The organism is Spirosoma migulaei (assembly GCF_054776855.1).
Genome location: NZ_BAAHBG010000013.1, coordinates 105,983 through 129,573, shown reverse-complemented (window position 1 = coordinate 129,573; position 23,591 = coordinate 105,983). Strand labels below are relative to the sequence as shown.

Annotated in this window: 17 protein-coding genes; 7 read left to right on the top strand and 10 right to left on the bottom strand. The window is 46.9% G+C overall.

The window, feature by feature from the left end:
* Positions 1-4: 4 nt before the first annotated feature.
* The 7 genes from ACYVGO_RS16200 to ACYVGO_RS16170 all read right to left on the bottom strand — a co-directional run bounded on the left by ACYVGO_RS16200 (position 5) and on the right by ACYVGO_RS16170 (position 12,934).
* Positions 5-3,196 (bottom strand): SusC/RagA family TonB-linked outer membrane protein, encoded by a 3,192-nt coding sequence (locus ACYVGO_RS16200; protein WP_460970176.1) that lies wholly within the window; start codon positions 3,194-3,196, stop codon positions 5-7.
* Positions 3,197-3,987: 791 nt separating this feature from the next.
* Positions 3,988-5,403 carry a DUF4403 family protein gene (locus ACYVGO_RS16195; protein WP_460970175.1) on the bottom strand — a complete coding sequence of 472 codons (1,416 nt, stop codon included), beginning with the start codon at positions 5,401-5,403 and terminating at the stop codon, positions 3,988-3,990.
* A gap of 121 nt (positions 5,404-5,524) precedes the next feature.
* Positions 5,525-6,547: a Smr/MutS family protein gene (locus tag ACYVGO_RS16190; protein ID WP_142772264.1), complete on the bottom strand. Its 1,023-nt coding sequence runs from the start codon at positions 6,545-6,547 to the stop codon at positions 5,525-5,527.
* Positions 6,548-6,672: 125 nt separating this feature from the next.
* Complete coding sequence (gene eutC / locus ACYVGO_RS16185) at positions 6,673-7,455, bottom strand: ethanolamine ammonia-lyase subunit EutC (RefSeq protein ID WP_460970174.1); 783 nt, start codon at positions 7,453-7,455, stop codon at positions 6,673-6,675.
* An 83-nt stretch (positions 7,456-7,538) separates the two neighbouring features.
* Positions 7,539-8,918 (bottom strand): ethanolamine ammonia-lyase subunit EutB, encoded by a 1,380-nt coding sequence (locus ACYVGO_RS16180; protein ID WP_460970173.1) that lies wholly within the window; start codon positions 8,916-8,918, stop codon positions 7,539-7,541.
* A 64-nt stretch (positions 8,919-8,982) separates the two neighbouring features.
* Positions 8,983-10,329 (bottom strand): ethanolamine permease, encoded by a 1,347-nt coding sequence (gene eat, locus ACYVGO_RS16175; RefSeq protein ID WP_460970171.1) that lies wholly within the window; start codon positions 10,327-10,329, stop codon positions 8,983-8,985.
* 94 nt (positions 10,330-10,423) lie between these two features.
* Positions 10,424-12,934 (bottom strand): phosphocholine-specific phospholipase C, encoded by a 2,511-nt coding sequence (locus ACYVGO_RS16170; protein WP_460970169.1) that lies wholly within the window; start codon positions 12,932-12,934, stop codon positions 10,424-10,426.
* Between the two features lie 66 nt (positions 12,935-13,000).
* On the opposite strand from ACYVGO_RS16170, the gene ACYVGO_RS16165 reads away from it, so the two are divergent.
* From ACYVGO_RS16165 to ACYVGO_RS16150, 4 genes are all read left to right on the top strand, one after another.
* Positions 13,001-13,489: an EamA family transporter gene (locus ACYVGO_RS16165; RefSeq protein WP_460970167.1), complete on the top strand. Its 489-nt coding sequence runs from the start codon at positions 13,001-13,003 to the stop codon at positions 13,487-13,489.
* Positions 13,490-13,570: 81 nt separating this feature from the next.
* Positions 13,571-16,045: a helix-turn-helix domain-containing protein gene (locus ACYVGO_RS16160; RefSeq protein WP_460970165.1), complete on the top strand. Its 2,475-nt coding sequence runs from the start codon at positions 13,571-13,573 to the stop codon at positions 16,043-16,045.
* Positions 16,046-16,148: 103 nt separating this feature from the next.
* Positions 16,149-16,640 carry a DUF6932 family protein gene (locus tag ACYVGO_RS16155; protein ID WP_460970164.1) on the top strand — a complete coding sequence of 164 codons (492 nt, stop codon included), beginning with the start codon at positions 16,149-16,151 and terminating at the stop codon, positions 16,638-16,640.
* 5 nt (positions 16,641-16,645) lie between these two features.
* Entirely contained in the window at positions 16,646-16,816 is a 171-nt protein-coding gene (locus tag ACYVGO_RS16150) for a hypothetical protein (RefSeq protein WP_460970162.1), read from the top strand.
* Positions 16,817-17,032: 216 nt separating this feature from the next.
* Here the strand turns inward: ACYVGO_RS16150 and ACYVGO_RS16145 are convergent, their stop codons facing one another.
* The 3 genes from ACYVGO_RS16145 to fabG form a co-directional block, all read right to left on the bottom strand.
* Positions 17,033-17,170 carry a hypothetical protein gene (locus tag ACYVGO_RS16145; RefSeq protein ID WP_460970161.1) on the bottom strand — a complete coding sequence of 46 codons (138 nt, stop codon included), beginning with the start codon at positions 17,168-17,170 and terminating at the stop codon, positions 17,033-17,035.
* 60 nt (positions 17,171-17,230) lie between these two features.
* Entirely contained in the window at positions 17,231-19,363 is a 2,133-nt protein-coding gene (locus ACYVGO_RS16140; protein ID WP_460970160.1) for a vWA domain-containing protein, read from the bottom strand.
* A gap of 109 nt (positions 19,364-19,472) precedes the next feature.
* The gene (gene fabG, locus ACYVGO_RS16135) at positions 19,473-20,219 is read right to left on the bottom strand and encodes a 3-oxoacyl-[acyl-carrier-protein] reductase (protein WP_142772255.1); all 747 of its coding nucleotides are present in this window, start codon (positions 20,217-20,219) and stop codon (positions 19,473-19,475) included.
* A 212-nt stretch (positions 20,220-20,431) separates the two neighbouring features.
* Here fabG and ACYVGO_RS16130 point away from each other — a divergent pair, with 212 nt between their 5' ends.
* The 3 genes from ACYVGO_RS16130 to ACYVGO_RS16120 all read left to right on the top strand — a co-directional run bounded on the left by ACYVGO_RS16130 (position 20,432) and on the right by ACYVGO_RS16120 (position 23,372).
* Positions 20,432-21,181, top strand: coding sequence for a phosphatidylinositol-specific phospholipase C/glycerophosphodiester phosphodiesterase family protein (locus tag ACYVGO_RS16130; protein WP_460970159.1), 750 nt, complete (start codon positions 20,432-20,434; stop codon positions 21,179-21,181).
* A 117-nt stretch (positions 21,182-21,298) separates the two neighbouring features.
* Positions 21,299-23,053, top strand: coding sequence for a GMC oxidoreductase (locus ACYVGO_RS16125; RefSeq protein WP_460970157.1), 1,755 nt, complete (start codon positions 21,299-21,301; stop codon positions 23,051-23,053).
* A gap of 79 nt (positions 23,054-23,132) precedes the next feature.
* Entirely contained in the window at positions 23,133-23,372 is a 240-nt protein-coding gene (locus tag ACYVGO_RS16120; protein WP_460970156.1) for a hypothetical protein, read from the top strand.
* The last annotated feature ends 219 nt before the right edge of the window (positions 23,373-23,591 follow it).

Here is a 23,591-nt window from a genome sequence, read left to right as displayed (position 1 = left end):
TTCCTTAAAATCCAAAGTTTAAAGAAGCCTGGTACGACTTAAAGTTCGGCATCGTGCTGTGATCCGTTCCACGGTCCCAAGCCGAGTTCGACGTTCCGGAACTGATTTCCGGATCGAAACCCGTATAGTTGGTAAGCGTCCAGAGGTTACGTCCCGAAAGAACCAATTGAAGTCGTTTAACAGCCGGTATCTTGAACGCTTTAGCCAGATCAACGCCAATAGAAATGTTTCTTAGACGCAGGAATGAAGCATCTTCGTAGAAATAATCTTTTGTACCGTTGGCTGTACGCTGGGCATAAACACCCCGATAAAAGGCCGTCCAGGCACCCGTTTGTCCATCAATAGTAAAGGGGTTCGCATATTCACTGTGAATACCATCCCGATACATCCACTCTTTGGTCTGGTTGTAGAGGTGACTACCATTGACCCAATCAAACTGAACACCAAAGGTGAGGAAGTTTTTGAACGTAACGTCGTTGATAAACGACATGTTAAACTTTGGGTTTGGATCGCCAAAACTGAATTTGTCGGCCGTAAAGTACGGCTGCTTGGTTGTTTTATTAACCACATATCCATTGCTGGCCAGGGTATACTGTTCCTGATCTCCCACGGGAATAAACGGAGTGCCATTCGGACCTAGCTCGTTAACGCTATGGATTGATTTATAGCCGTACAACTGACCGATTTTCTCACCTGCTTTCAGAACATAGTTTGTGCTTCCGGCATTGGATGTAACAACAATCGGCGCATCTCCGCGAACAGCGAGGATTTGAGAGCTCTGTTTACCAAAGTTGATCGTTGTATTCCATTTAAAATTGGAGCCCTGATAAACCGTCGAATTTAACGACATCTGAAGCCCATTCGAGCCTAAGGTGAAGGCGTTATCTGTCAACTTTCCAAGTCCGACAGAAGGGGCCACATCGACCTGGTAGATAGCATCTTTCGTTTTCCGATCCCAGTACGTAGCCGATAGCGCAATAGCATTTAACCAGCTGCTGCCTTTAAATAAGCTGAATACCATGTCGGTACCAATTTCTAATTCTTCTGATACTTCTACGCCCAGGGCTGGATTGCTCTGTTGGTTGGCATAGTAGAACGCTGTTGTGTTACCTACCGTTGTTGGTGTAATGGTCACGTAGCGGTCAAACGGTTGGGGCTGAATACCTGCCTGTCCATAAGCGGCCCGGAGCTTTAACTCAGGCAAAAAGCTATTTACAGGGCTATTTTCCCAGAATTTAAGAGCGGATAAACGCAGATAAGCATCGCCACGGGGGAAGGTAAAGGGCTTGGAACCCTGACCAAATGCTGACGAGTAATCACTTCGGAAGCCGCCCGAAAAGCCGGCAAATTCACCGATTTCAAACCGTTGGTTAATCAGATAACCATACGTGATAAATGGCTCCGAATAATCGCGGTACACGCGCCACGAGGTTGTATTGGCCGCATTATATGGTGTATACGCTGCGGGCAATCCAATAGCTGCGCTGGTATACTCTTTCACCTGACTATTACGCCAGTCAAACAAGGCCTGCGTAGACGATTTGATGGGAATGTTCAGGTGAAAATCCTCTTTAAAATCAAAGGTAGCCGTAGCGGTAGCCAGGAAGTTCTGGAACACTTTGCTGTTGGTATACTTCGTCAGATCACCCGTATTCGTGGTATTATAATTCGAAATATAATTCGTTGACCCCTGCGTTAACCAGTATTTATTATTGGCATTATTGGCCTGGTTCGCATATTCCAGATCACGGTTTTGAGTCTGGAAATTAAGCCCGTATTTCAAATCCAGATCAACATACTTCGGAAACTTATAGTTAAGGTTCAAATTCTGAATGATGTCAATCTTATTATCATTATTGCGGGTATAAGCCTGACGATATGATGGGTTCGATGCGTTGATCCCAATCGTCTGGTTCATATTGAGCGGAATAGACCCATCTGTAGTGGTCAGGTCGAAATCAGCTAATGGATACGCATTCAATAAATTATACAGAATGGTTCGATCACTGGACTTCAATGTGCTTTTTGTGTAGGCCAATTGCGTGATCGAACGAAGGGTAAGCCCTCTCGCCAATTGTGCACCAATGTTAGCCGACAGGTTGCTCCGATCCCAGTAGCCGTTGTCCCGAATATTACTTTCCTGGTGGCTATTGGAAGCCGACAGACCAAAGTCAGCCTTCGCACTTCCGCCGGTGATAGCAACACTATTGTTTATAGTGTTGGCTGGCTTGAAGAAATAGTCAAAGTGATCGTGATATTGCAGGTTAGCGTTGTAGGGCTTGCTATTCGTAGCCGTTGGATCTGTCGAGTTATACTGGACATTCTCCGAATAAATCCCATTTACGGCATCATATACAATTGGCTTTCCTGACGAACCGATGATATTGTTGCTGGCATCGGTAGCAAACGCGTGGTATTGTGCTTTGCTCACACCACCGTTGTTTAAATAGGTGTTTACGGCAACGCTCGACGAAAAGTCGATGTTCATCTGACCGTTTTTACCCTTTTTGGTAAACAGTTGGATAACCCCATTAGCGCCCTGAGCACCATAAATGGTAGCCGCAGCAGCACCCTGAACGACTTCAACGCGCTCGATCGAATTTAAATCAATGGTTTGAAGGCTGGTAGCGCCCATCTGAATCCCATCAATCAGAATCATTGGTTGTGTACCGCGGTTAATCGTATTAATACCACGTAGCAGGATATTTACATCTGCACCAGGTGTACCACTCCGGCTGGTGATTTGCGCACCCGGAATTTTACCAATCAGGGCCTGATCGACAGAGGCCGAAGGCGTTTGCGGTAAATCTTTTCCAGAAACCGATTCAACCGAAATAGCAATTTTGCGCTTGTCGGTTGCAACGCCGACCCCGGTTACCACTACTTCAGCAAGTTGCTTGGTATCCGTTGTTAACTTAACATCCACAACCGAACTCGCGCCTAGGGCAACTTCCTTCGTAGCCATGCCAATGAAGGAGAATACTAAAGAACCTTTTGCAGGAGCAACTAGTGAGTAGCTACCCTCACCGTCAGTGACGGACCCAACTGTGGTCCCTTTAACAACTACCGATACACCCGGCAGAGCGCTGCCATCTTCAGCAGAAAATACTTTACCAGTAATTTTTCGGTCCTGCGCCCAGAGACTTACGCAGGTTGAGCACACCAACAGGAGGCTCAACAGTAAATTTTTCCTCATATACAAGTTATTGTTGATTAAGTTATACTACTCAACTAAAACGATTCTTCAAAAGTAGTTGGTGCAATGTTAAATTCAAAAGCTTCACATTGAAAATATTATATATTTCTTCAATTTATATCTTAGGAGGTTTTCAGAATATAATTCTTATGTAGCTACTAATACAGATTATTATTACGAAAATACCATATAATTTGAAATTATAAATCAATTATTAGCCTTGTATACAATTTAGTTAAAATTTAAATTATCTTATATTTCATAGCACTATTTATAAAAAATATCCAAATATATCGTCGACAAATAAGCACTATACTACTCACTAAAAATAAGTATTTATACTCAACAAAATAACAATTTTTATCTCAAACCAAAGAATTAATTGAATTTTAACAGGATTTTAATCTAAAAATTTTGCAATTAACTAAATCAACTAATATTGTACTTCATATAGGCCTATATACATACATTATCACCTCCACATTGCTTGGATTGGCGAACGCTAGTCAATCCAAGCAATGACTCTACTTATCTAGGTATTATTATAAGTCAATTGACGGGTAAACTTTGGCATTGGTTAACATATAGTTGCTCCTTTCTGTCCGAATGATTCAGAGGAAGGTTTAGACGAACAGGTTCTGGGGCCAATCAATCAGGCCTTATTAACGATTAATCAAGCTTATAAAACAAAAAGGGCTGTCTGGATCATGATCCAGACAGCCCCTCATAAAACGAGTACAATTGATAATCCTGATTCTAGAAGCATCCAGGTGCTCTCAGGCTTAGGTCTATTAAAGCCCCTCCACTTTCACATCAATCCGGCCGTGGGCGTTCACAACCGCGAGTAGGGCAGTTGGCGTTAAATAGACCTGATCGGGTCTGATTTCATCAATCTGCCCATTAATAACAACACCTTTCACTAACTGATTATTTTTGAGTTGCTGTTGCAATAACTTCTGCATATCGGCAATCTGCGAGCCCACCGGAATTGTGAGCTGCTTTTCAAGCGTTCGGGCAAAGGTGCCTTTCAGTAGCCAACCCGCCGACCGTGCCAACACATTTTTCGTATCTAAGTCGAACTGAAGGTCTTTCAGGGAAATGGTCTGGTCATGGGCATCATAGTATGGGCGTCCACGCAGGTAAATATCGCCGTTGATCGTTCCTTTAAGGCCAGCCTTAATAATCAGGTTTTCATTCTGACCGTATAAGTCCATACTTGTGATAGTGATGGTATAGCGATTATCACTGAAGGAAAACGATTTACCTACGAATTCTTCGGCGGCAATTTTTGCTACTTCAGGATAGCTCGCTTCGCTCAGCAGGCCAATCTGAAAATCATCCTTCACCAACGAAACGACCGTCAAATCGGGCAACGACACCGCTGGGTGCACCTCCGGCCTGGCACCCGTAGTTGTGAGGGTGTATCCTTCAATCCCAATTGTCGCCCGGATCACCCGCCCTTCAAACCGCAAAGGCGTAATAAGGACTCGTTTGGGAACAATTTGCAGATAGGTTCGGTATTTTTCCGACAATAGATAAGGTTGGCGAAGCGTATTCCAGACCTTTAGAACGGGGGTACGGAGGTCCACATTCCGACGTACCTGCTGATCGATGGTTTTAGTAATGCTGCCCAGATTTTTGTCGATCATACGCCCTACGAAATTCGTTATCGGAATATTCACCCCAATCACGTTTACCGTTGGTCGACGTACCCACCCGTAGCCATCCGCCTGAGTTTGGGTATGAACCGACCAGTCTTTATCGAGATCGAACTTGGTTTTGAATCGTAGATCAATTTCGAACTCAGTTTCTTTATACTGTGTGAAACCTAAGACAGATACACCCGCTTTAGCCCAGATCTTTAGTGGAACGGTAAAATGAAACAGGCTATCCTCCGCTGTAACGAGAATAGTACCCCGCTTCCAGACTTTCGCCATGAACTGATCACGGTTATTATCGTCCAGACTATTATCCTCGTAAATAAGGCCATTGACCTGGGCGTTAATTTGCCGCTCAACATCACTTAGCGCAATGGAAACAGGAACGTGGACGGTCGATAAAAAGCGTTCATTTCGGACTTCCATTTCGGTAGTGTTGTAGGCTTCTTTAGGCGCTTTAGGATTCAGGTGATTACTCGATGGCTGGCTGCAACTTAGCAGGAAAAAGGTATAAAACAGAGTTGCACAGAGTAAAATCAGATGGCGCAAGGCTCTGGCCTTGTGTCTGCTATTCGCCGGCCTCTGGCCGGTCAAGCTCAGTATCAGTATAAAATCGGCCAGAGGCCGGTGAATAGCAGACACAAGGCCGGAGCCTTGCGCCATCCAATAACTACTTAATCGTAACCTTCGTGGCACCATAGCCAAATTTCTGTTTCTGAGCGTCTTCAAAGAATTTAACATTCGGATGCTTTCCCAGTCGTTTGTGTAGTTCTGTTCGTAAGGAGCCGCTGCCAACCCCATGAATAAACGTAATGTCGCTCATGCCACTGGCGATTGCATTCTCCAGGGTTTTCTCAAACGTATCGAGTTGTAGTTTTAGCAAATCGGCCGGTGTACGGTTTCCAGCGCCTTTGGGTAGCAGTTCCTCGACGTGTAAGTCCACAATTGCCGTTGGCCGTTCAATTGAAACGTCCGCCAGTTCTGCATTCGGTTTGAACATTTCAGCCTTCAACTCCTCGGGACGAATGGTTATGGGCTTCGGTGGGTTGATAGGCGGGCTTGTTACTGCTTGAGGTTGCTCAACCGCTTCATCCAACTGCGTCAGAAAGCCGGGCTGATTCAGGACAGGAAGTGTTGTTTTATGTTTAAAAAACGTAGCGGCTCGTGCTTTGAACCGTTTGATCAACGGTTGCCGTAACGATGATTTTCCAGCTCTAAACCACAACCCTTGCACCACAAATGTTGGCCATTCCTCAAATTTGGCGTGTGCATACAGATCATTCATTTTCTGCTGCGATTTGGGCTTAAGTACTCCACTGTGTACTCCCCGAAACTGTACTCCTCCCCCAGCACCTGCCGACTCTTCGCCTAACACGTACGGAAACTCCCAATCGGTATTGTTGATCAGGTGTAAGGTATATTCACGATCGTTAACCGGTGCAAAAGCCAGATATATACCCTGGTTGGATACGATTGTCGGCGGGGCCGGAGCCACCGTTTTTTGTGGGGCATAAACGCTCGTTTTTAGCAAGCGTTCGGCTTCCATAGGCGATACAAGCACTAATTCTGAACGCATAACCGGAATACGGAAACCGTCTTCAATCTCTATTTCAATCATACCGCCCGGCAAAAACCGCGATACTACCCCCTGTTCTTTTGCCCGTAGCAGCCGGACTTTATCACCAATATTCATAATCGTTGTTCGTCAAGAGTCCATAGTCAATCTAGTTCGAATGACTATTTCTGTTCAAAAGTATAACGCATATACACAGAAATAGCTTCCATCAGGTTTAAATCATTTTGAGAGGGGTTTGCGTACTAACTATTCAATAGGATTCTATCCTGTTCTGGGTCGCCATTATCTTTCAAGGCAACACCCGTAATTTGTAAGCGAAACGCCGACTGGATGAGGTACATGAGTTTGTCCACGGCAAAAGCGGGTGGCAGCCCCTGCTGGCGAATATTTGAAATACAGTTCCGCCGTTCATCCGTCAGGCCGGGTTGGGGACCATAGGTAATGTATGCACCCATGCTGTCAAAGGAGCTAAGGCCAGGCCGTTCACCAATCAACATGATAGCCAAGCGAGGGTTTAGAATTCCGCCAATTGCATCTGTAATGGCCACACGACCTTGGTCTACGAGTAGGATTGGAGCCAACGCATAACCTGCTTGCTGTGCTTTTTCAACCAATAAACGCACGACAGGCACCGCATTTTCCATAATGGCTGTCGCTGAAAGACCATCAGCGATGATAATACTAATATCGGCAGAAGGACTGTTAAGTTGTTGCAGTTGTTCGGCAGAATCGGCGCTTAATAGACGACCCAGATCGGGGCGCTGTAGATAGATATCCCGGTTCTCCGCCTGACTATGAACCGTATGAATAGGGAGACCCGCACCGGATAAATCAGCCTGTAAAGCGGCCATATCTAAACTGGAGTATACAGCATCTTTGGCATGCGCATGGGCCATTTTAAACTGTAGCGATTCCTTTAGCGGGATAGAAACCCCCGTTTTGCCAAGCGCAATCCGAGCAGTTGTATATGCTTTCAGGAATTCCCAGTCATCGGCTTCAATACCTGTTTTTTTCAGTTCGTTCATGCTAATTAGCGGGGAGCTGGGAGCATGGTGCTGGAAGCATGGTGCCGGGAGTTTAACCTAGTCCCTTGCACCTCGCTCCCAGCTTAGCTCACTAAGGCCGTATAAAATTGTTTTTGTGCTCCACTCGATAGTCTGTTTCCCAACGAGTCCATAATGCCCTGCCGGAGTAGCCAGTTTTCAAACTCGGGAGCTGGTCGCAGGCTCAGTATCCGCCGGATATAAAGTGCATCGTGAAAAGACGTCGACTGGTAATTCAGCATAATGTCATCGGCACCGGGAATTCCCATGATAAAGTTGATCCCGGCTACACCTAAAAGCGTCAGCAGTGTATCCATGTCGTCCTGGTCAGCCTGGGCATGATTGGTGTAGCAAATATCCATACCCATTGGCAAGCCCATCAGTTTGCCGCAGAAATGATCTTCAAGCCCGGCCCGTATAATCTGCTTTCCATCAAACAGGTATTCAGGACCAATGAAGCCCACAACTGAATTGACCAGAAACGGGTTGTACTGCCGCGCAACGGCATACGCCCGCACTTCGCAGGTTTGCTGATCGACGTTATGATGCGCTCCAGAGGATAAAGCACTGCCTTGTCCTGTTTCAAAGTACATAATGTTGTTACCAATTGTACCCCGTTTTAAAGATAAACCCGCTTCATAGGCTTCCTGCAACAGCGACAGACTAACGCCAAAACTGGCATTTGCTTTCTCCGTACCAGCAATAGATTGAAAAACAAGATCGACAGGTACCTGCTGTTCAATAAGTTGAAGCGTGGTGGTAATATGACTTAATACACAACTCTGGGTGGGTATGGAAAATCGCTCCCGTATTTCATTAATCATATACAGCAAGCGCGATGTAGCCGCCGGGCTATCCGTTGCCGGATTAATTCCAATCATGGCGTCACCACTCCCGTAGAGCAGTCCATCAATAATACTGGCCGCTATGCCTTTTGCATCATCCGTTGGGTGATTGGGCTGCAATCGAACCGACAGGTGGCCCTGTAATCCCTGCGTATTTCTGAATCGAGTAACTTTTTCGCATTTCTTTGCCACTACAATCAAGTCCTGATTTCGCATCAGTTTTGAGACGGCCGACACCATTTCTGGCGTTAGACCCGAAGAAACCTGCTGAAGCATGCCTGTATCGGCCTCATCGCTTAGTAGCCAATCGCGTAGGTCACCCACTGTAAAGTGGCTGATTGGTGCAAACGCAACGTTGTCGTGGGTATCAATAATTAGTCGTGTAACATCATCCGTTTCATACGGAATCACCGTTTCAGTCAGAAAAGTGACCAGCGGCACATCGGCCAGAGCCATTTGAGCGGCTACCCGTTCTTCATAGCTCTCGGCGGCTAAGCCCGCCAGTACATCGCCAGAACGCAGTGGACTCGCCCTGGCCAGAAGTTCTTTCAGGTCTGCGAATCGATAGGTAAAGCTGCCAACAGTGCATTGATAGGCCATTTTTGGTATTAGCTAAATTTTACCCCAACCCTTCCCCTTGAAATAAGGGGAGGGGCTAAGCTAATTACTCAACATGACTTTGACTTACGATCATCTCTCCCTCCCACTCTTGCTTGATTTTCTGATATCGGCCTGACATGTAAAATATGGCCATGATCAGGACTAGCCCCCCAAAAAATAGCAGACTCAACCAGCTATAAAAATAAATCATAGCCCCTAAGGTCACAACCGCCAATAGTAAGGCAATAGCCGGGAAGATCGGATAAAAAGGTGCCTTAAACGAACGCGGCATGGCGGGCTGCGTTTGCCGGAGCCGGAACAACGACAGCATACTTACTATATAAACGATAACTGCCCCAATGGTTGACAGAACAACTAACTTACTGGTATCAAGCGAAATGAGGGCAATGATCCCGAAGATAGCCCCAACTACTAATGCCCAGACGGGCACTTTCCGGGTTTTGCTCACCCTGGCCAATCCATGAGGTAGGTAACCGCTTCGGGCCAGCGCGAAAATCTGCCGGGAATAACTGATAATGATACCATGAAACGAAGCGATCAACCCAAACAACCCAACACTAGCGAAGAATTTTGTAAGTGGATTTTGGCGACCTAACACAATAGCAATAGCTTCCGGCATGGGGTAATCAAGGTGGTCCAGATTTTCCCAGTGCGTAATACCTCCCACACTAATCATAACGGTTAAAGCCAAAAACGTAAGGGTCAACACTGCCGATATGTAGCCTTTAGCAATGGCGTTTTTTCCATCTTTCACTTCCTCGGCTACCATGGCCATACCTTCGAGGCAAACAAATAACCAAATAGCGAACGGTAATGCCGCAAAAACACCTGGCCAGCCAAACGGCATCGGATTGTGCAGAAACGTATCGAGACTGGAATACGGGTACACGACGCCAATAAAAAGCAATAACTCGCCAATGGCGATGATTGTCATGATCAGCGAAAACCAGGCCGCTTCTTTAATGCCCAGCAGATTGATGAAGGTAAATACCACGAAGGAGGCAACCGAACACCAGACTACCGGAACGGCAGGGTACAAAAAGTGGACATAACTCCCGAGTGCCAACGCAATAGCCGGTGTAGCAAACAGAAACTCAATCAGGGTTGCATAACCAGCTACCAACGCCCCTATTGGGCCAAAGGCTTTCAGGGCATAGGCAAATGGGCCTCCAGCATTCGGAATGGCCGTTGTAAGTTCGGTAAAACTGAAAATGAATGTAAAATAAAGCAGCGTGATCGCCAGGGTAGCAATTAGCAGGCCCACTGTTCCGGCCACGCCCCAGCCATAATTCCACCCAAAGTACTCACCCGAGATAACCAGACCAACACCAATAGCCCACAAGTGAATGGGACTCAACGCCTTTTTTAATGCCTGAGATTCGTTGGTCATATGGGGAATATATATTATGTAAATGGATAATGAATAATTACGAGCACGCGGCTCATTATCCATTTTACATTATCCATTATTCATTATCTCAGTCCTACACTTTGTCCGATTTACCAATGAGTGGATCACTGAATCCAGTCTTGCCCGTCTCAACCCGACCGGCATAGCGTTGTTCAAACGCATCGAAACCCGCTACTTTCACACTGAAATCGTACCAATTGTGGCTACTTTTCAGGTTGAGTATCACGCTCTGCTGGGCGCCCTTTGTCCCCGATTTATCCAGTGTTTTTTGTTCACCTTTAGCCTGGTACGCGTTATCAACCAGTTGCACCTGATACGTTTTCTGCAAATCCGTATTTTTGAGTTTTACCAGCACATTGCCCGTAAACTGTTTTTTTATATCCTGCTCATACCCGCAGGTAATCTCAATAGCGGGGTTGCCTGATGCACCTTTAAACGCACGCATGAACCCATTAGGGCCATATACCCGTAACTCGTACGGCTCAGTCAACGGCAAGGAATCGGTGAGTTGATCACCAGCCACAACGGTGTACGAGCGAATGTTTACATCGTCTTTTAAAACCTGATACACCTGAAATGGGGCACCAACGGCCTGTTTGCCAAAGGCGTCATTTTTAGCCGCCAGCGTCAGCATAAATGCGTTGCCATCCGTACGTCCGTCAGCATAGAGTTCATACGGCAGGGCATTGGCTAACCGGATGCCTTTTTCCTGAGTAGGCAAATGCTCAGAAGCCCCCGGGTCCTGATTGATCTGGCGAATTTCTTCGGGGCTGAAGGCTTTGTAGCCCGTTGGCACCGGCTTGAATTGGGCCTTGTGTATACTTTCGATAAAGGCATCTTTCGCAACAAAGGCTGGCAATTTTATCTTTTCCCCCTGATAAGGTCGGAAGGCCGACGAGAGGTCGCCACAAACGGTTCTGCGCCAGGGGCTAATGTTGGTCTCTTCTAGTTTCTGGCCTTTTTTATGACTCAGGAATTTTTCCAGAAACTGAAGCGTAGAGGTATGATCGAATACTTCTGAACAAACATATCCCCCCCGACTCCAGGGCGAAGCAATCACGAGCGGTACCCGAAAGCCGAGACCGATTGGCCCTGTACGTCCTTTATTCGGGCGTTTATTTTCCTGCTCCTGCGTTACAAACTCCAATCGCGTATCAATGCCTTTACTGGTTAATCCCGATTCAGGTTGGTCTGGATGAGCCGGAACAAACGGCGGCACGTGGTCGAAATACCCATCGTTTTCGTCGTAAGCCAGAATGAAAATCGTCTTTTTCCAGATGTCGGGATTCTGTGTCAGAATATCCATTACCTCCGAAATGTACCAGGCACCGTACCAGGGCGCACCCGGATGGTCGGAGAAGTTTTCGGGGGCAATCAACCAGGAAACAGTAGGTAGCTTTTTATTTTTAACATCCGCCCGGAACTGGTGCAGCACATCCCCTTTAGGTACATTGACCGTTCGTTTTGTCTCCCCATCCTGGTACGCTAATGGAGCCAACGAGCGATAATTAGGGTCGTTCACATTGGTGGTGAACGCCTTTTCATGCAGGTTCCTGGCCTGCTGAGAGAGCTTTTTGTAGGCCTCGGGCGTGTAGTTGACTAAATCGTCTTTAATAGCTTTCAGCCACTGCTGTTGATTGGCTAAATCCCGCTTGGTTTTTGTGTAGTCTTTATCGGTTTCGGGCAATGCGCTCAACTTGGCTTCCAGTGCCTGTATGCGCTCGGGAAGGATAGTTACCTGCTGCTGAATAAAGGGATAGTAAGCCGAATGAAAGCGAACATGGTACTGCGAAAACCACTCGATGGGATTATCAGTAAAATTACCGAGCCAGTTATCAGCCTCCCCTTCCAGGCCGGTTGGCAAGCTGATTTCGTTCTGGTACACCCGCCAGGAAATACCCAGATTTTCCAGGCGCTCTGGAAAGGTTGTCCAACTCACCTCTGAATCATAATCCACATTTTCGTTGCGGACATTCGCCATTGCGGTAGGATCGCGGGGGTCACGCAGGGTGCCCGTCCAGAAATACAGGCGGTTGGGGGTAGTGCCCGTTAGTGATGAACAGAAGTTCTGATCGCAAACGGTAAAAGCATCGGCCAATGCGTAATAAAATGGCAAGTCCTCCCGATTGTAATACCCCATCGTCAGGGGCATTTTGGCGTACTCCTTATTACCTGACTTCTTGGAATCCAGCCACTTATCCTGCTTCCCTCCATTGCGGGCATCTACCTGATTTTCCCAGGAATGCGGTAGAGAACTCATCCAGGTCGCCTTTGTGTCCTTGATATTTAGTCGAAACGGAGCATAGGTTTCCTTGGCTGCGTTGGTCTGCAACCAGACTTTATTTTTATTGGGCAGGTCAATGGCTCTGGGATCATTGAAACCTCGTACGCCCTGAAGCGTGCCATATGTATGATCGAACGAGCGGTTTTCCTGCATCAGAATCACCACATGCTCTGCATCCAGAAAGGTAGTGCCTGGTTGGGGATCAATAGCAAACGCCTTCTGAATTGACTCGGGCAATACACCTGAAAGCCCTGTTGAGAGCAAAGCTGCCTTTTTTAAAAACTCCCGTCTTGAATCCATTGTGTTCAGTAACTGTTTATCAAGATACTGCGAATAGGCCGAAAAGTACCCATTTTAACCTATTTTTTGCTAGTATTTAAATCATTTCAGCTCACTTTTGACTTTATAAGCTATACGTTCTTCATCAACGCCATGTGGATTGTCTTTGCCTTGTCAGCCGCCTTATCAGCCGCTATTGTGGTTACGCTATCTAAAGTAGGTGTCAAGCATGTGGATTCAAGCCTGGCCTTCGCCATTCAATCAGTTCTTATTCTGATTGTTTCCTGGGGCGTGGTTATCATGCAGGGCAACTTGCCCGATGTGGCCCGCATTGACCGACGAGTCTGGATTTACCTGATCGTTGCGGGCGTGGTTACCTGTCTGTCGTCTCTTCTTTCATTCCGGGCCCTCAAGTTGGGGAATGCTTCGCAGGTATCTCCCATAACCAACTTTTCATTAGTGTTCGCCGTCATTCTGGCATCTGTTTTTTTGAAAGAAAAAATAAGCTGGCAGGTGGCTATTGGTGCCGTATTAATGGCCGCAGGAGCCGTGATGATTGCTGTAGCCAGGGAGTAGCTAACGGTAGACCGATGACGATTAGACTAAGAACTCGTCTACAAATCGAGTATCTTTGTTCATTATCTCCAGTGCGTTTTTATGACCGTTTCCGTAAACGAAAAGCTTGACCTCGCCCATAACTTTGTCCTGCATACCAACCAGAATATTTTCCTGACCGGTAAAGCTGGAACGGGTAAAACAACGTTCCTACAGCAGATTAAGCAGTTGAGTGCCAAGCGACTTGCTGTAGTAGCCCCAACGGGTGTAGCCGCCATCAATGCGGGTGGGGTTACGATTCATTCGCTCTTTCAGCTTCCGTTTGGTCCATTAACGCCGGGTACCACTCAACGCGAAGGCAAGAAATTCAATAAGGAAAAAATAAATTTACTCCGTACACTCGACCTGTTGGTGATCGATGAGATCAGTATGGTTCGGAGTGATGTGCTGGATGGGATTGATGAAGTACTTCGGCGGTACCGGACCAATTCAGCCCCCTTCGGTGGTGTTCAGTTATTGCTGATTGGCGATATGCAACAGTTGCCGCCCGTTATAAAAGACGAAGACTGGGCATTATTAAAACCTTACTATGATACTGGCTATTTTTTCGGCAGCAAGGCCCTTCGGCAGACGTCCTACGTTCCCATTGAACTAACGCATATTTACCGGCAATCCGATCAGCGTTTTATTGATTTGCTTAATAGCATTCGCGAGAAGACCGTTACCCGGGCACAATTGGATAATTTGAATCAACGCTATATCCCGGATTTTTCTCCCAGCGACGATGAAGGCTACATTACGCTCTCGACCCACAATACAGCTGCCCAGCAACTAAACAGCCAGAAGTTACTGGCCCTGAAAGGAAAGCCCCGCACCTTTACGGCAATTGTAGAAGGTGACTTTCCGGCGCACACGTACCCAACCGAAGCCAGTCTGGAACTAAAAGTAGGGGCTCAGGTGATGTTCATTAAAAATGACATTTCCCGTGATAAGCTGTACTACAACGGCAAAATCGGGCGAATTACGGACATGGATGACTCTGCCATTTATGTGAAGAGTCAGCAGGATGGAGAAGAAATTGTGGTCTATCCGGTTGACTGGACCAATATCAAATATACTCTGGACCCAACTACCAAAGAAATCAAGAGCGAACCGATTGGTACCTTCCGGCAGATTCCACTGAAACTGGCCTGGGCTATAACCGTTCACAAAAGCCAGGGACTTACGTTCGATAAGGCGATTCTCGATGTGTCATCGGCGTTTGCCCACGGTCAGGTTTATGTAGCCCTCAGCCGGTGTAAAACCCTAAATGGGCTTGTACTCCGATCGCCTATTCCAGCTCATAGTATCAAAACAGAACTGGAGTTAGAGGACTTTCATGAACAAGTTCAGCGGCAAACTCCGAACGAACAGCATCTACACCAGGCAAAACTCACGAACCAGCAAAACCTGATTCGCGAATTGTTTTCGTTTGAACGAGCCAATTCCCTACTCTACCGTTGTCGCCGGGTCGTGAATGAACACGCCAGTAGTTTAGATGCCGAAGGCTCCGCTATCCTGACGCAACTCACCAACCAATTACGCGAGAAAGCCAGTGATGTGTCGGGACGTTTCCAGCAACAACTTCCCAGTTATTTTGCCAACGAAAATTTACCCGAATACAACCAGGCACTACAGGCTCGAGTCCGTAAAGCAGGAACCTATTTTCAAACCTTACTTGGTTCCGAATTTCTACCACTCCTGCACCGTTTCCCCACCGACTGCGACAATAAGAAAGTGCGTGACCTGCTGCTGGAAGCGCTGGACGAACTGGAGAAAGAGCTATTTAGTAAGCTACGCAGTTTCGAGAGTTGTCGGGACGGATTCAATGCATTAGCCTATCTGCAAGCCCGCAATCGTGCTGAACTGGACTTCCAGCCCGAACGCAAAAAGTTTGAGCCACAAGTTGCCGAGATACCCGCTTCGGAGGGTTCTTCGCGTGGTGGCTTGTACGGTGCGTTGATGAAATGGCGGAATGATATGGCTGGAGAACACAACACCTCTGGCTTTATGGTCTTACCACAGAAAACCATTGTTGAACTAGCGCGTGCGCGTCCTACAACGGAGGCTGAATTACTGGCCATTAAAGGGTTTGGCAAAACCAAAGTGAGGCAAATTGGTGCCGAAATTCTGCGTATCGTTCAGGAAAATCCAGCAGGCCGGGCAGCCAGCTCGGCTACCCCGAAAGTGAAAGTATCCAAAGCTCCCAAACCGCCAAAGGAACCCAAAGAGCTATCACCTGCCATCACGTTGGCTTTTTTCCAGTCTGGTAAAACAATTGCAGAGATTGCAGCCGAGCGCAGCTTAGCGGTCTCAACTGTGGAAAGCCATTTAGTAAAATATGTTGGCACGGGCGAATTGGCTGTTGATGCATTATTACCTACTAAAAAAATCGCAAGTATTCGGTCGTACCTGGAAAATTATCCATCCGAATCCCTAAGCGAAGTTCGGCAGGGCTTAGGTACTGATGTATCGTTTAGTGAAATCCGTTTTGTGCAATACGCCATGCGGGCGGAGGCTGGAGGGAATGGAGAATGAGTAAAGCAACCGTCTTATCATCTGGTAAAACTAGAGGCTAATTTGTCCGTCAACTTTCTATCAACCATATACAAAACCCTATCGCCCTCATTCAGGTTTTAGAATGACTTATAATTTCGATGTTCGTGGCAACTTAAGCCCCTATGAACTTATCCGCATTGATTCTCTGGAAGAATTTGAGCAGATATTCGTAACTCCCTTCCCACTTTCTGGTACGCGTCTTTCCATCTATACGGGTTTGCTCGAATACATTGAGGCTTTAGGTGACACATTAAATCAAGTTACCTATACGGGTAGCTGGCAATTATGGATTGATGGAAGTTTTACGACAAATAAGCTTAATCCTAACGATGTTGATATATTGAGTTTATTAGACGACGAAGCAAGTATACGGCAGAACAAAGACTTATTTGAGCCGTTATTTGCTCAAAATGCGTTTCAGACATACCAAACTGATTCTTATTTTTTGCTGAATAATGATACTGCCCAATCAAAGGAATTAGTAACTTACTGGACGAACCAATTCGGCACAGACCGAAACGGGTTTCCCAAAGGAATCATTGAATTAGTAATGGAGTTAAACGTATCGACTTAGCAGACATGTCATTACGCGAAGTTAAACAGCGACTGGCGACCTTATCGACCGAGCGTATACGCCAAACGGATGAGCAGTTAAAACAGCTACGACACCGTCAGCAACAACAGCCTTCTGTAGCGAACGAATTGATGATTCAAAGTCTTGAATACCGAAGAGAAAAACTAAAGCGGTAATCCATCACTGCTTGTAAATCTATGCCCAAAAACCCACCACCGCCCTCGTTAAAACCGCCAACTCCTAGGTACAATCCCTCACCACTCGGCTTCAATCGGATGTCCAGGCATTGTAGGAGTCGGAGACCTATCAGGCTATTAGCCAGATAACAGATTGGGAGGTTTACTTTGCCGGGAAGCGGCAGCAATTGGAAGCAACAGCGGTGTAGCTAGTATTTATCCGCTTCCGATAGGTTCAACGAACTGGCTGAAGTAGGGATACCTCGTACTCAGAATACCCGAGAGAATAGTGGTTCGATCGCCGTCGGGAAGGTAGGCATCCATCTTGAATAGATCCGCTGGCATAGCATCCATATCCTTGTAATACCAACTAGTAAATTTCCGGAAGCGTATACTGCGTCAAAGCTAGCGGTATCAATACCCGCCATAAAATTTCCGTAGTCCCCACTCAATAGCGGCTAACGTCAGCACCACAAAGAACAACCAACGCCAGTTGATTAGCTCATTCATTTCTTCGGTGCTCGTTAACCGGGCCGGGTGCGACTGAGCGGTCAGCTTCCGAACGAGTTCGTCGGTCTGATTTGCGGTGAAAAATTGCCCGCCCGTTTGCTGGGCCAGTTGTCGGAGCATGCCGTGATCGGCAGTCGTATTCAGGGCTTCAAGTTGCAGGTCACGAACCACAAACTGTCCGGATGATTGCTCAGCCTTATTGTTAACTGTTACGGTGGCCTTAAAGCTGTAGGCACCTTCGGGTAGTCGGCTGATCTCGAAACGGCTGTTGGAGGCCGTAGGCGTGTAGTTGAATGAACGAGTCACTCCTTTTTCGTCTTTGATTTCCAACCGAACGGGTTTATCATATAATCGCTCGTAGATATCGTTATAAAGCTCCGTCTCGAAAATAACTTTTTCGCCCGCAATAAATTCATTCCGAATCGGATACACCCGGAGTTTGCGCCGATCTTCTTTTACCGAAATCAGTTGAATTACTTTCTGGATCAGTTCATCCACCACTTCCTGCTTATCAGTCAGCGCGTATTCTTCGAGCCGCCACGCCCATATACCCTCCCCTGCCAGCACAGCTGTTTTGCGCGGACTGGTTACGTTCAGGGCCAGTAAGGGCTTCGTTGTGCGAATACTTCCCACCTGCTGCCACAGGACAACTTCGCTACCGGGCTGTAATCTGTAGTCACCATATGGTGTTAACAAAGGAGGCAGTTTTGAGAGAATATCAAGCTTGGCCGGATCGAAGTTCAGTTGTTTGAATTCAGGGTTAAATACACCGGTTACTTTATCGCTCTGGTTGGGCTGCGCAGCCACCTGCATTACCGGATTCGATGTATTGAATGGTCCGAGTGCGGATTGATTACCCAGCACAAACAAGACCGGCGTATTCTTCGCCAGATACCGCTGAATCACCGGGTTGCCAATGCCTCCATTATCAGGAATCTGATGCAGAATGATCAGATCGTAGGTTTTATCGGCTGGGGGACGGTCCGCCGACGCGGTTGCTTCGGCAGGTGTTCCGGTCAGTATGCGAATGTCTAGTTCATAATTCTGGTTTCGTTCCAGAATGTTACGAATTGCTTTTATATCCGGGTGAGGAGCTAATGCCAACAGTAACACTTTCTCTTTCCCATCGATAACATCTAAATACACATCCTGGCGGTTATTTAGCGTACTGAATTCGCCAGGCTGCGGCAATACATCCACCACATAATGCTGAACGCCTTTCTGCGTTGCCGTCGCCTGAAAGGTCAGCTGATTGAACGTATCATTTTTGCCAAAATTGATCGATTGCCGCCCGAGTTCTTTCCCGTTCTGGCGCAATACAACCGTTGCTGTTCGGCCCTGAAATCCATTGCTAACGACTTCGGCCTGTACTGGAAATTGATTGCCTAGATACGCAATTCGGTTCGCTACAATGCCTTTTAATTGAATGTCTTTCTTAGGAATTGTATCGCCTAATCCAACCGTTTGCACGGCAAATGGATACTGGCCAAACGTGGGCGAAACTCCCTGATTAACAATACCATCCGATACGAGTACTACATCTGTCAGATTACGGCCTTCATAGTCGGAGCGAATGCCGGATAATAGTGCCGACAGATCGGTGGTACGTCGGGTAAACGGGATTTGGGTAAGGTCAGCGTCGGTAATGCTGTCTCCAAATGTCCGAACGGTTACGTCCAGACCTTTATCAGTCAATTGTTGCCGAAGTGTTTGCAGCCCAGTCAGCGCCTTATTGAGTGCCGGCCGTCCAGCAGCCGCCACCGACTCCGAGTTATCAACTGCCAATACAACTTTGGGTTTCTCCGTGAGCGTTCTGAGGCTGCGGATCAGTGGGTTCAGCAACAAAAAACACAGAAAGCTGACCACAACAAACCGCAGTGCGGCAAGCCTATATGTTGTTCGTTTGTCGAATCCGCCGACTGTTGCACCACTCCCTACCAAACGAGGTAAAGGCTGATACATGGCAAATGCATAGACCGCTCCAACGAGCAGGCAAACAAAAATCCACCAGGGCGAAGATTGAAAGAAGAAGGTCATAGATTAGAAGGAGAAAAAGGAGGAAGGGGACGAAAGGGAGAGAAGGGATTAAACGTTCATGGGCTATCCTCCCTTCGTCCTTTCTTCCCTTTTCTTCTTCCTCCCTTTTTTAGGTAAGCATTCCGCCATCTACCTGAAGTACCTGGCCGGAAATATAGCTGGAAAGATCAGACGCTAAGAAAACGGCACAATTAGCAACTTCATCGGGTTGGCCTCCACGCTTCATTGGAATCTGTTGTTTCCAGTCTTCAAGTGCTTTTTCATTGATTTCGCCCGTCATTTCGGTTTCGATAAATCCTGGTGCAATGGCATTGGAGCGAATATTTCGTGACCCCAATTCCAGTGCAACCGACTTGGTAAACCCAATGATGCCCGCCTTTGAAGCCGCATAATTAGACTGCCCCGCGTTGCCCCGGATGCCCACTACCGATGTAATATTTATGATGGAACCAGATTTCGCTTTCATCATGGGTTTGGTAACCGCTTTCGTCAGGTTGAACACCGACTTTAAATTAACGTTAATTACGGTATCCCATTGTTCTTCCGACATACGCATGAGCAGCCCATCGCGCGTAACCCCGGCATTATTGATGAGCACATCGAGTTTACCAAAGTCGGCAATGACCTGACTAACTAAGGCCTCGGCAGCCTGATAATCCGATGCATCTGAACGGTATCCTTTCACTTGACCGCCAAATGCCCGAAGTTCATCTTCCAGGGCTTGCCCTTTTTCAACGCTTGATAAATAGGTGAAGGCAACGTGAGCACCTTCCTGCGCAAACTTCTGGGCCATGGCCCGCCCAATTCCGCGCGAGGCTCCGGTAATAAGGGCAACTTTTCCTTTCAGTAAATCCATTGATAAGAGGTAATGGAAAATGAATAATGTATAATGAATAATAAGCGCCGATAAAGCCTATTTTTCGTTATACATTTCCCATTATGCATTATGCATTGATAATTTGATAAGTTTAGCCAAAAATAGTAGTTTGGTCGGAAACGGCAAGGTAGCTACTGGTTTTGGTTTAGTGCGTAAGCTACGTTACTTTACCCAAAATTAAGCCATTCATTATGCGCTACTACTTCCTACTCACCTTGCTTTGGCTGACTGCATCAGTCACTTTTGCCCAAAAAATTCATGCCAACAATGATCATGCACAACCCAGGCCTTTTGTGAATGCGTACGAAAAGCGTGCCGACTTTATCGAGGCCGACGTTTGGCTACAGGACGGCAAGTTGGTCGTTTCATCTGAGAAGCCAACGGTCAGTTCCCCAACCCTTGATTCGCTTTATCTGAAACCTATTGCACGACTGTTTCAGCAGTATAAGGACAAGCCAAGTCCCGATCGCGATTACACGTTTGGCTTAGTGATTGACGTAAAGTCCAGTTCTGCCGACGTACTGCCTATCTTGTTAAAACTATTAGAAGAAAATCTCACCTGCTTCAACCGGGCGGCTAACACAAAAGCAGTTCAGGTTATTATTAGTGGTGATCGCCCTAAGATCCAGAACTATTTCGACTACCCGCTCCTTCAGTTTGATGGACGCCCCAGCGAGGTATATGATGAAGAAACGCTTCGGTTAGTGGCCTTTATCAGCGATAATTTCCGGTCCTATTCCCGTTGGGACGGTGTTGGCGATATACCCGATGCAGACCGTGATAAACTTAAACGGGTCATTAAACGTGCTCATAGTGATAACAAACCTATCCGTTTCTGGGCAATTCCTGATACACCTAATGGCTGGAAACAGTTGAAGAAACTAGGGGTCGATATTATTAATACCGATAAAGTTGCGGAATGTGTAGAGGCTATGCGGTAGGTCTGCTCAGTATTGTTGTTTCACATCAGATAGCCCTTTCGAGTCAATAAGCAGTAAACTCCATACATACCCTCCTTTAATCAGTATTTAATAGCGTTCCTAACTCTTCCTTTCTGAATGGACATCCCACAAATCAAAAAAGACCCTATAATCTACGATGTAGCTATTGTGGGCTCGGGTGCTGGTGGCGGCATGGCTGCGTACATGTTAGCTAAAGCAGGCGCAAAAGTCATTCTGCTTGAAGCCGGTGGCTATTACGACCCAGCTGATCCCAAATACATTACGCAACTAAAATGGCCCTGGGAATCACCACGGCGTGGAGCAAGTACCGAGTTCCGTTCTGGTGGAGACTTTGATGCGGCCTGGGGTGGTTGGGAAATTGATGGAGAGCCTTATTCAGCCAAATCAGGTACCGAGTTTGGCTGGTTTCGGTCCCGAATGCTTGGCGGACGAACCAATCACTGGGGTCGTATTTCTATGCGCTTCGGCCCAGACGATTTCCGGCGTCGTTCGCTTTCGGGTGTTGGCGATGACTGGCCTATTGGCTACGATGATCTTAAACCCTATTACGACAGGGTAGATCGCCTTATCGGCGTTTTTGGCTCAGTCGAGAATTTCCCCAATGAGCCAGACGGTATTTTTCTGCCTCCACCAAAGCCTCGTTTGCACGAGCTAATGATTCGGAAAGGGGCCAGAAGTATTGGCATTCCCGTTATTCCGTCTCGCCTGAGTATTCTGACCAAGCCTATCAATAAAGACCGGGGCTCCTGTTTCTATTGCCGTCAGTGTAATCGGGGTTGCCAGGCCTATGCCGACTTCTCGGCCTCATCGGTACTTTGTATTCCCGCCGTCAAGACGGGGAATGTTACTCTTGTAAATGGTGCCATGGTACGCGAAGTACTTACTGATTCGAAAACAGGTCTTGCCACGGGTGTGAGCTATGTAAATAACATTACGCTGGAGGAAATTACCGTAAAGGCTAAAGCAGTCATGCTGGGAGCCAGTACCTGCGAATCGGCCCGGATACTACTGAACTCTAAATCGCCACGATTCCCCAATGGATTAGCCAACAACAGTGGCGTAGTGGGCAAATACCTGAATGACTCGACGGGTGCCAGCCGATCTGGCTTTATACCAGCCCTCATGGATCGCAAGCGTTACAACGAAGATGGGGTTGGCGGAATGCACGTGTTTACGCCCTGGTGGCTGGATAACAAGAAATTAGATTTCCCACGTGGGTATCATATTGAGTACGGTGGTGGTATGGGGATGCCCGGTGCTGGCTATGGCGGAGGCATCGAATCTCAGAACGGTTCGATTCCCGGTCGTGATGGCAAACTAAAAGCCGCTGGCGGGTATGGAGCAGGCCTGAAAGATGATTACCGTCGATTCTACGGTGCTTATGTAAGCATGTCGGGCCGGGGCGAGCCAGTTCCTTTAGAATCGAACTATTGCGAAATAGACCCTAACAAAGTAGATAAGTACGGCATTCCAACCCTACGCTTCCACTACAAATGGTCGGATTATGAAGTGAAGCAGGCCAAACATATGCAGGATACGTTCGAGGAAATTATCCATGCGATGGGTGGCACTCCGCTGGGGCCAAAGCCTGGTCCTGATACGGCTCACGGTTATGGTTTGGCGGCTCCTGGTCGTATTATCCACGAGGTAGGTACGGTTCGTATGGGGAACGACCCACAAAAGTCAGCGCTGAACAAGTTTCAGCAGGCTCACGATGTAAAGAATCTGTTCGTAGTTGATGCCGCTCCCTTCGTTTCGCAGGGTGATAAAAACGTAACCTGGACGATTCTGGCTAGTTCGATGCGTACTAGTGAGTATCTGATTGATCAGGTGAAGCAGAAGAATATTTAATGGTAAGGCTATTGTTGTAAGCCTTGTTACGCTTTACATGTATTTTCTGTAAATTTGGCTAGAACTAACGGTGTTTTGTATGAGCGTTACAGTCCATTTTAATACGCGATTAAGCATTGCTGAATTAGCCAGTATTATTCGAAATCAATTGCCACCTAAGGAGCGCCAAGAGCTTGTCAATTTACTACAGGCCGATGACGAACCAGTAACTAAAGAACAGCTGAAAACTGATTTGAAAGAAGCTATCGAGGAGGTCAATCAATTCAAGAAAGGCAAAAAACAGCTACGGTCGGCATGGGAGGTTTTAAATGAGCTATAGTATTCTCAGTACTGAGAAATTTGATAAACTCCTAAAAAAAGTATCCATCCCTAAAAACAGATGTAGCTTCATTGCTTACATCTTTACAGGAAGATCCAACACAAGGGACATCGTTAGGAAAAAATTGTTATAAAGTAAGGTTAGCAATAAAGAGTAAAGCCAAAGGTAAAAGTGGCGGTGCACGAGTCATCACTCATTTACACATTGTTCAGACAACTA

Bases quoted from the DNA above. Each gene is read 5' to 3' on its own strand.
- ACYVGO_RS16200 (WP_460970176.1), bottom strand. From the start codon at position 3,196: ATGAGGAAAAATTTACTGTTGAGCCTCCTGTTGGTGTGCTCAACCTGC.
- ACYVGO_RS16150 (WP_460970162.1), top strand. From the start codon at position 16,646: ATGTCATTACGCGAAGTTAAACAGCGACTGGCGACCTTATCGACCGAG.
- eat (WP_460970171.1), bottom strand. From the start codon at position 10,329: ATGACCAACGAATCTCAGGCATTAAAAAAGGCGTTGAGTCCCATTCAC.
- ACYVGO_RS16145 (WP_460970161.1), bottom strand. From the start codon at position 17,170: ATGGATGCTATGCCAGCGGATCTATTCAAGATGGATGCCTACCTTCCC.
- ACYVGO_RS16190 (WP_142772264.1), bottom strand. From the start codon at position 6,547: ATGAATATTGGTGATAAAGTCCGGCTGCTACGGGCAAAAGAACAGGGG.
- ACYVGO_RS16170 (WP_460970169.1), bottom strand. From the start codon at position 12,934: ATGGATTCAAGACGGGAGTTTTTAAAAAAGGCAGCTTTGCTCTCAACA.
- ACYVGO_RS16155 (WP_460970164.1), top strand. From the start codon at position 16,149: ATGACTTATAATTTCGATGTTCGTGGCAACTTAAGCCCCTATGAACTT.
- ACYVGO_RS16130 (WP_460970159.1), top strand. From the start codon at position 20,432: ATGCGCTACTACTTCCTACTCACCTTGCTTTGGCTGACTGCATCAGTC.
- ACYVGO_RS16140 (WP_460970160.1), bottom strand. From the start codon at position 19,363: ATGACCTTCTTCTTTCAATCTTCGCCCTGGTGGATTTTTGTTTGCCTG.
- eutC (WP_460970174.1), bottom strand. From the start codon at position 7,455: ATGAACGAACTGAAAAAAACAGGTATTGAAGCCGATGACTGGGAATTC.
- ACYVGO_RS16120 (WP_460970156.1), top strand. From the start codon at position 23,133: ATGAGCGTTACAGTCCATTTTAATACGCGATTAAGCATTGCTGAATTA.
- ACYVGO_RS16160 (WP_460970165.1), top strand. From the start codon at position 13,571: ATGACCGTTTCCGTAAACGAAAAGCTTGACCTCGCCCATAACTTTGTC.
- fabG (WP_142772255.1), bottom strand. From the start codon at position 20,219: ATGGATTTACTGAAAGGAAAAGTTGCCCTTATTACCGGAGCCTCGCGC.
- ACYVGO_RS16180 (WP_460970173.1), bottom strand. From the start codon at position 8,918: ATGGCCTATCAATGCACTGTTGGCAGCTTTACCTATCGATTCGCAGAC.
- ACYVGO_RS16125 (WP_460970157.1), top strand. From the start codon at position 21,299: ATGGACATCCCACAAATCAAAAAAGACCCTATAATCTACGATGTAGCT.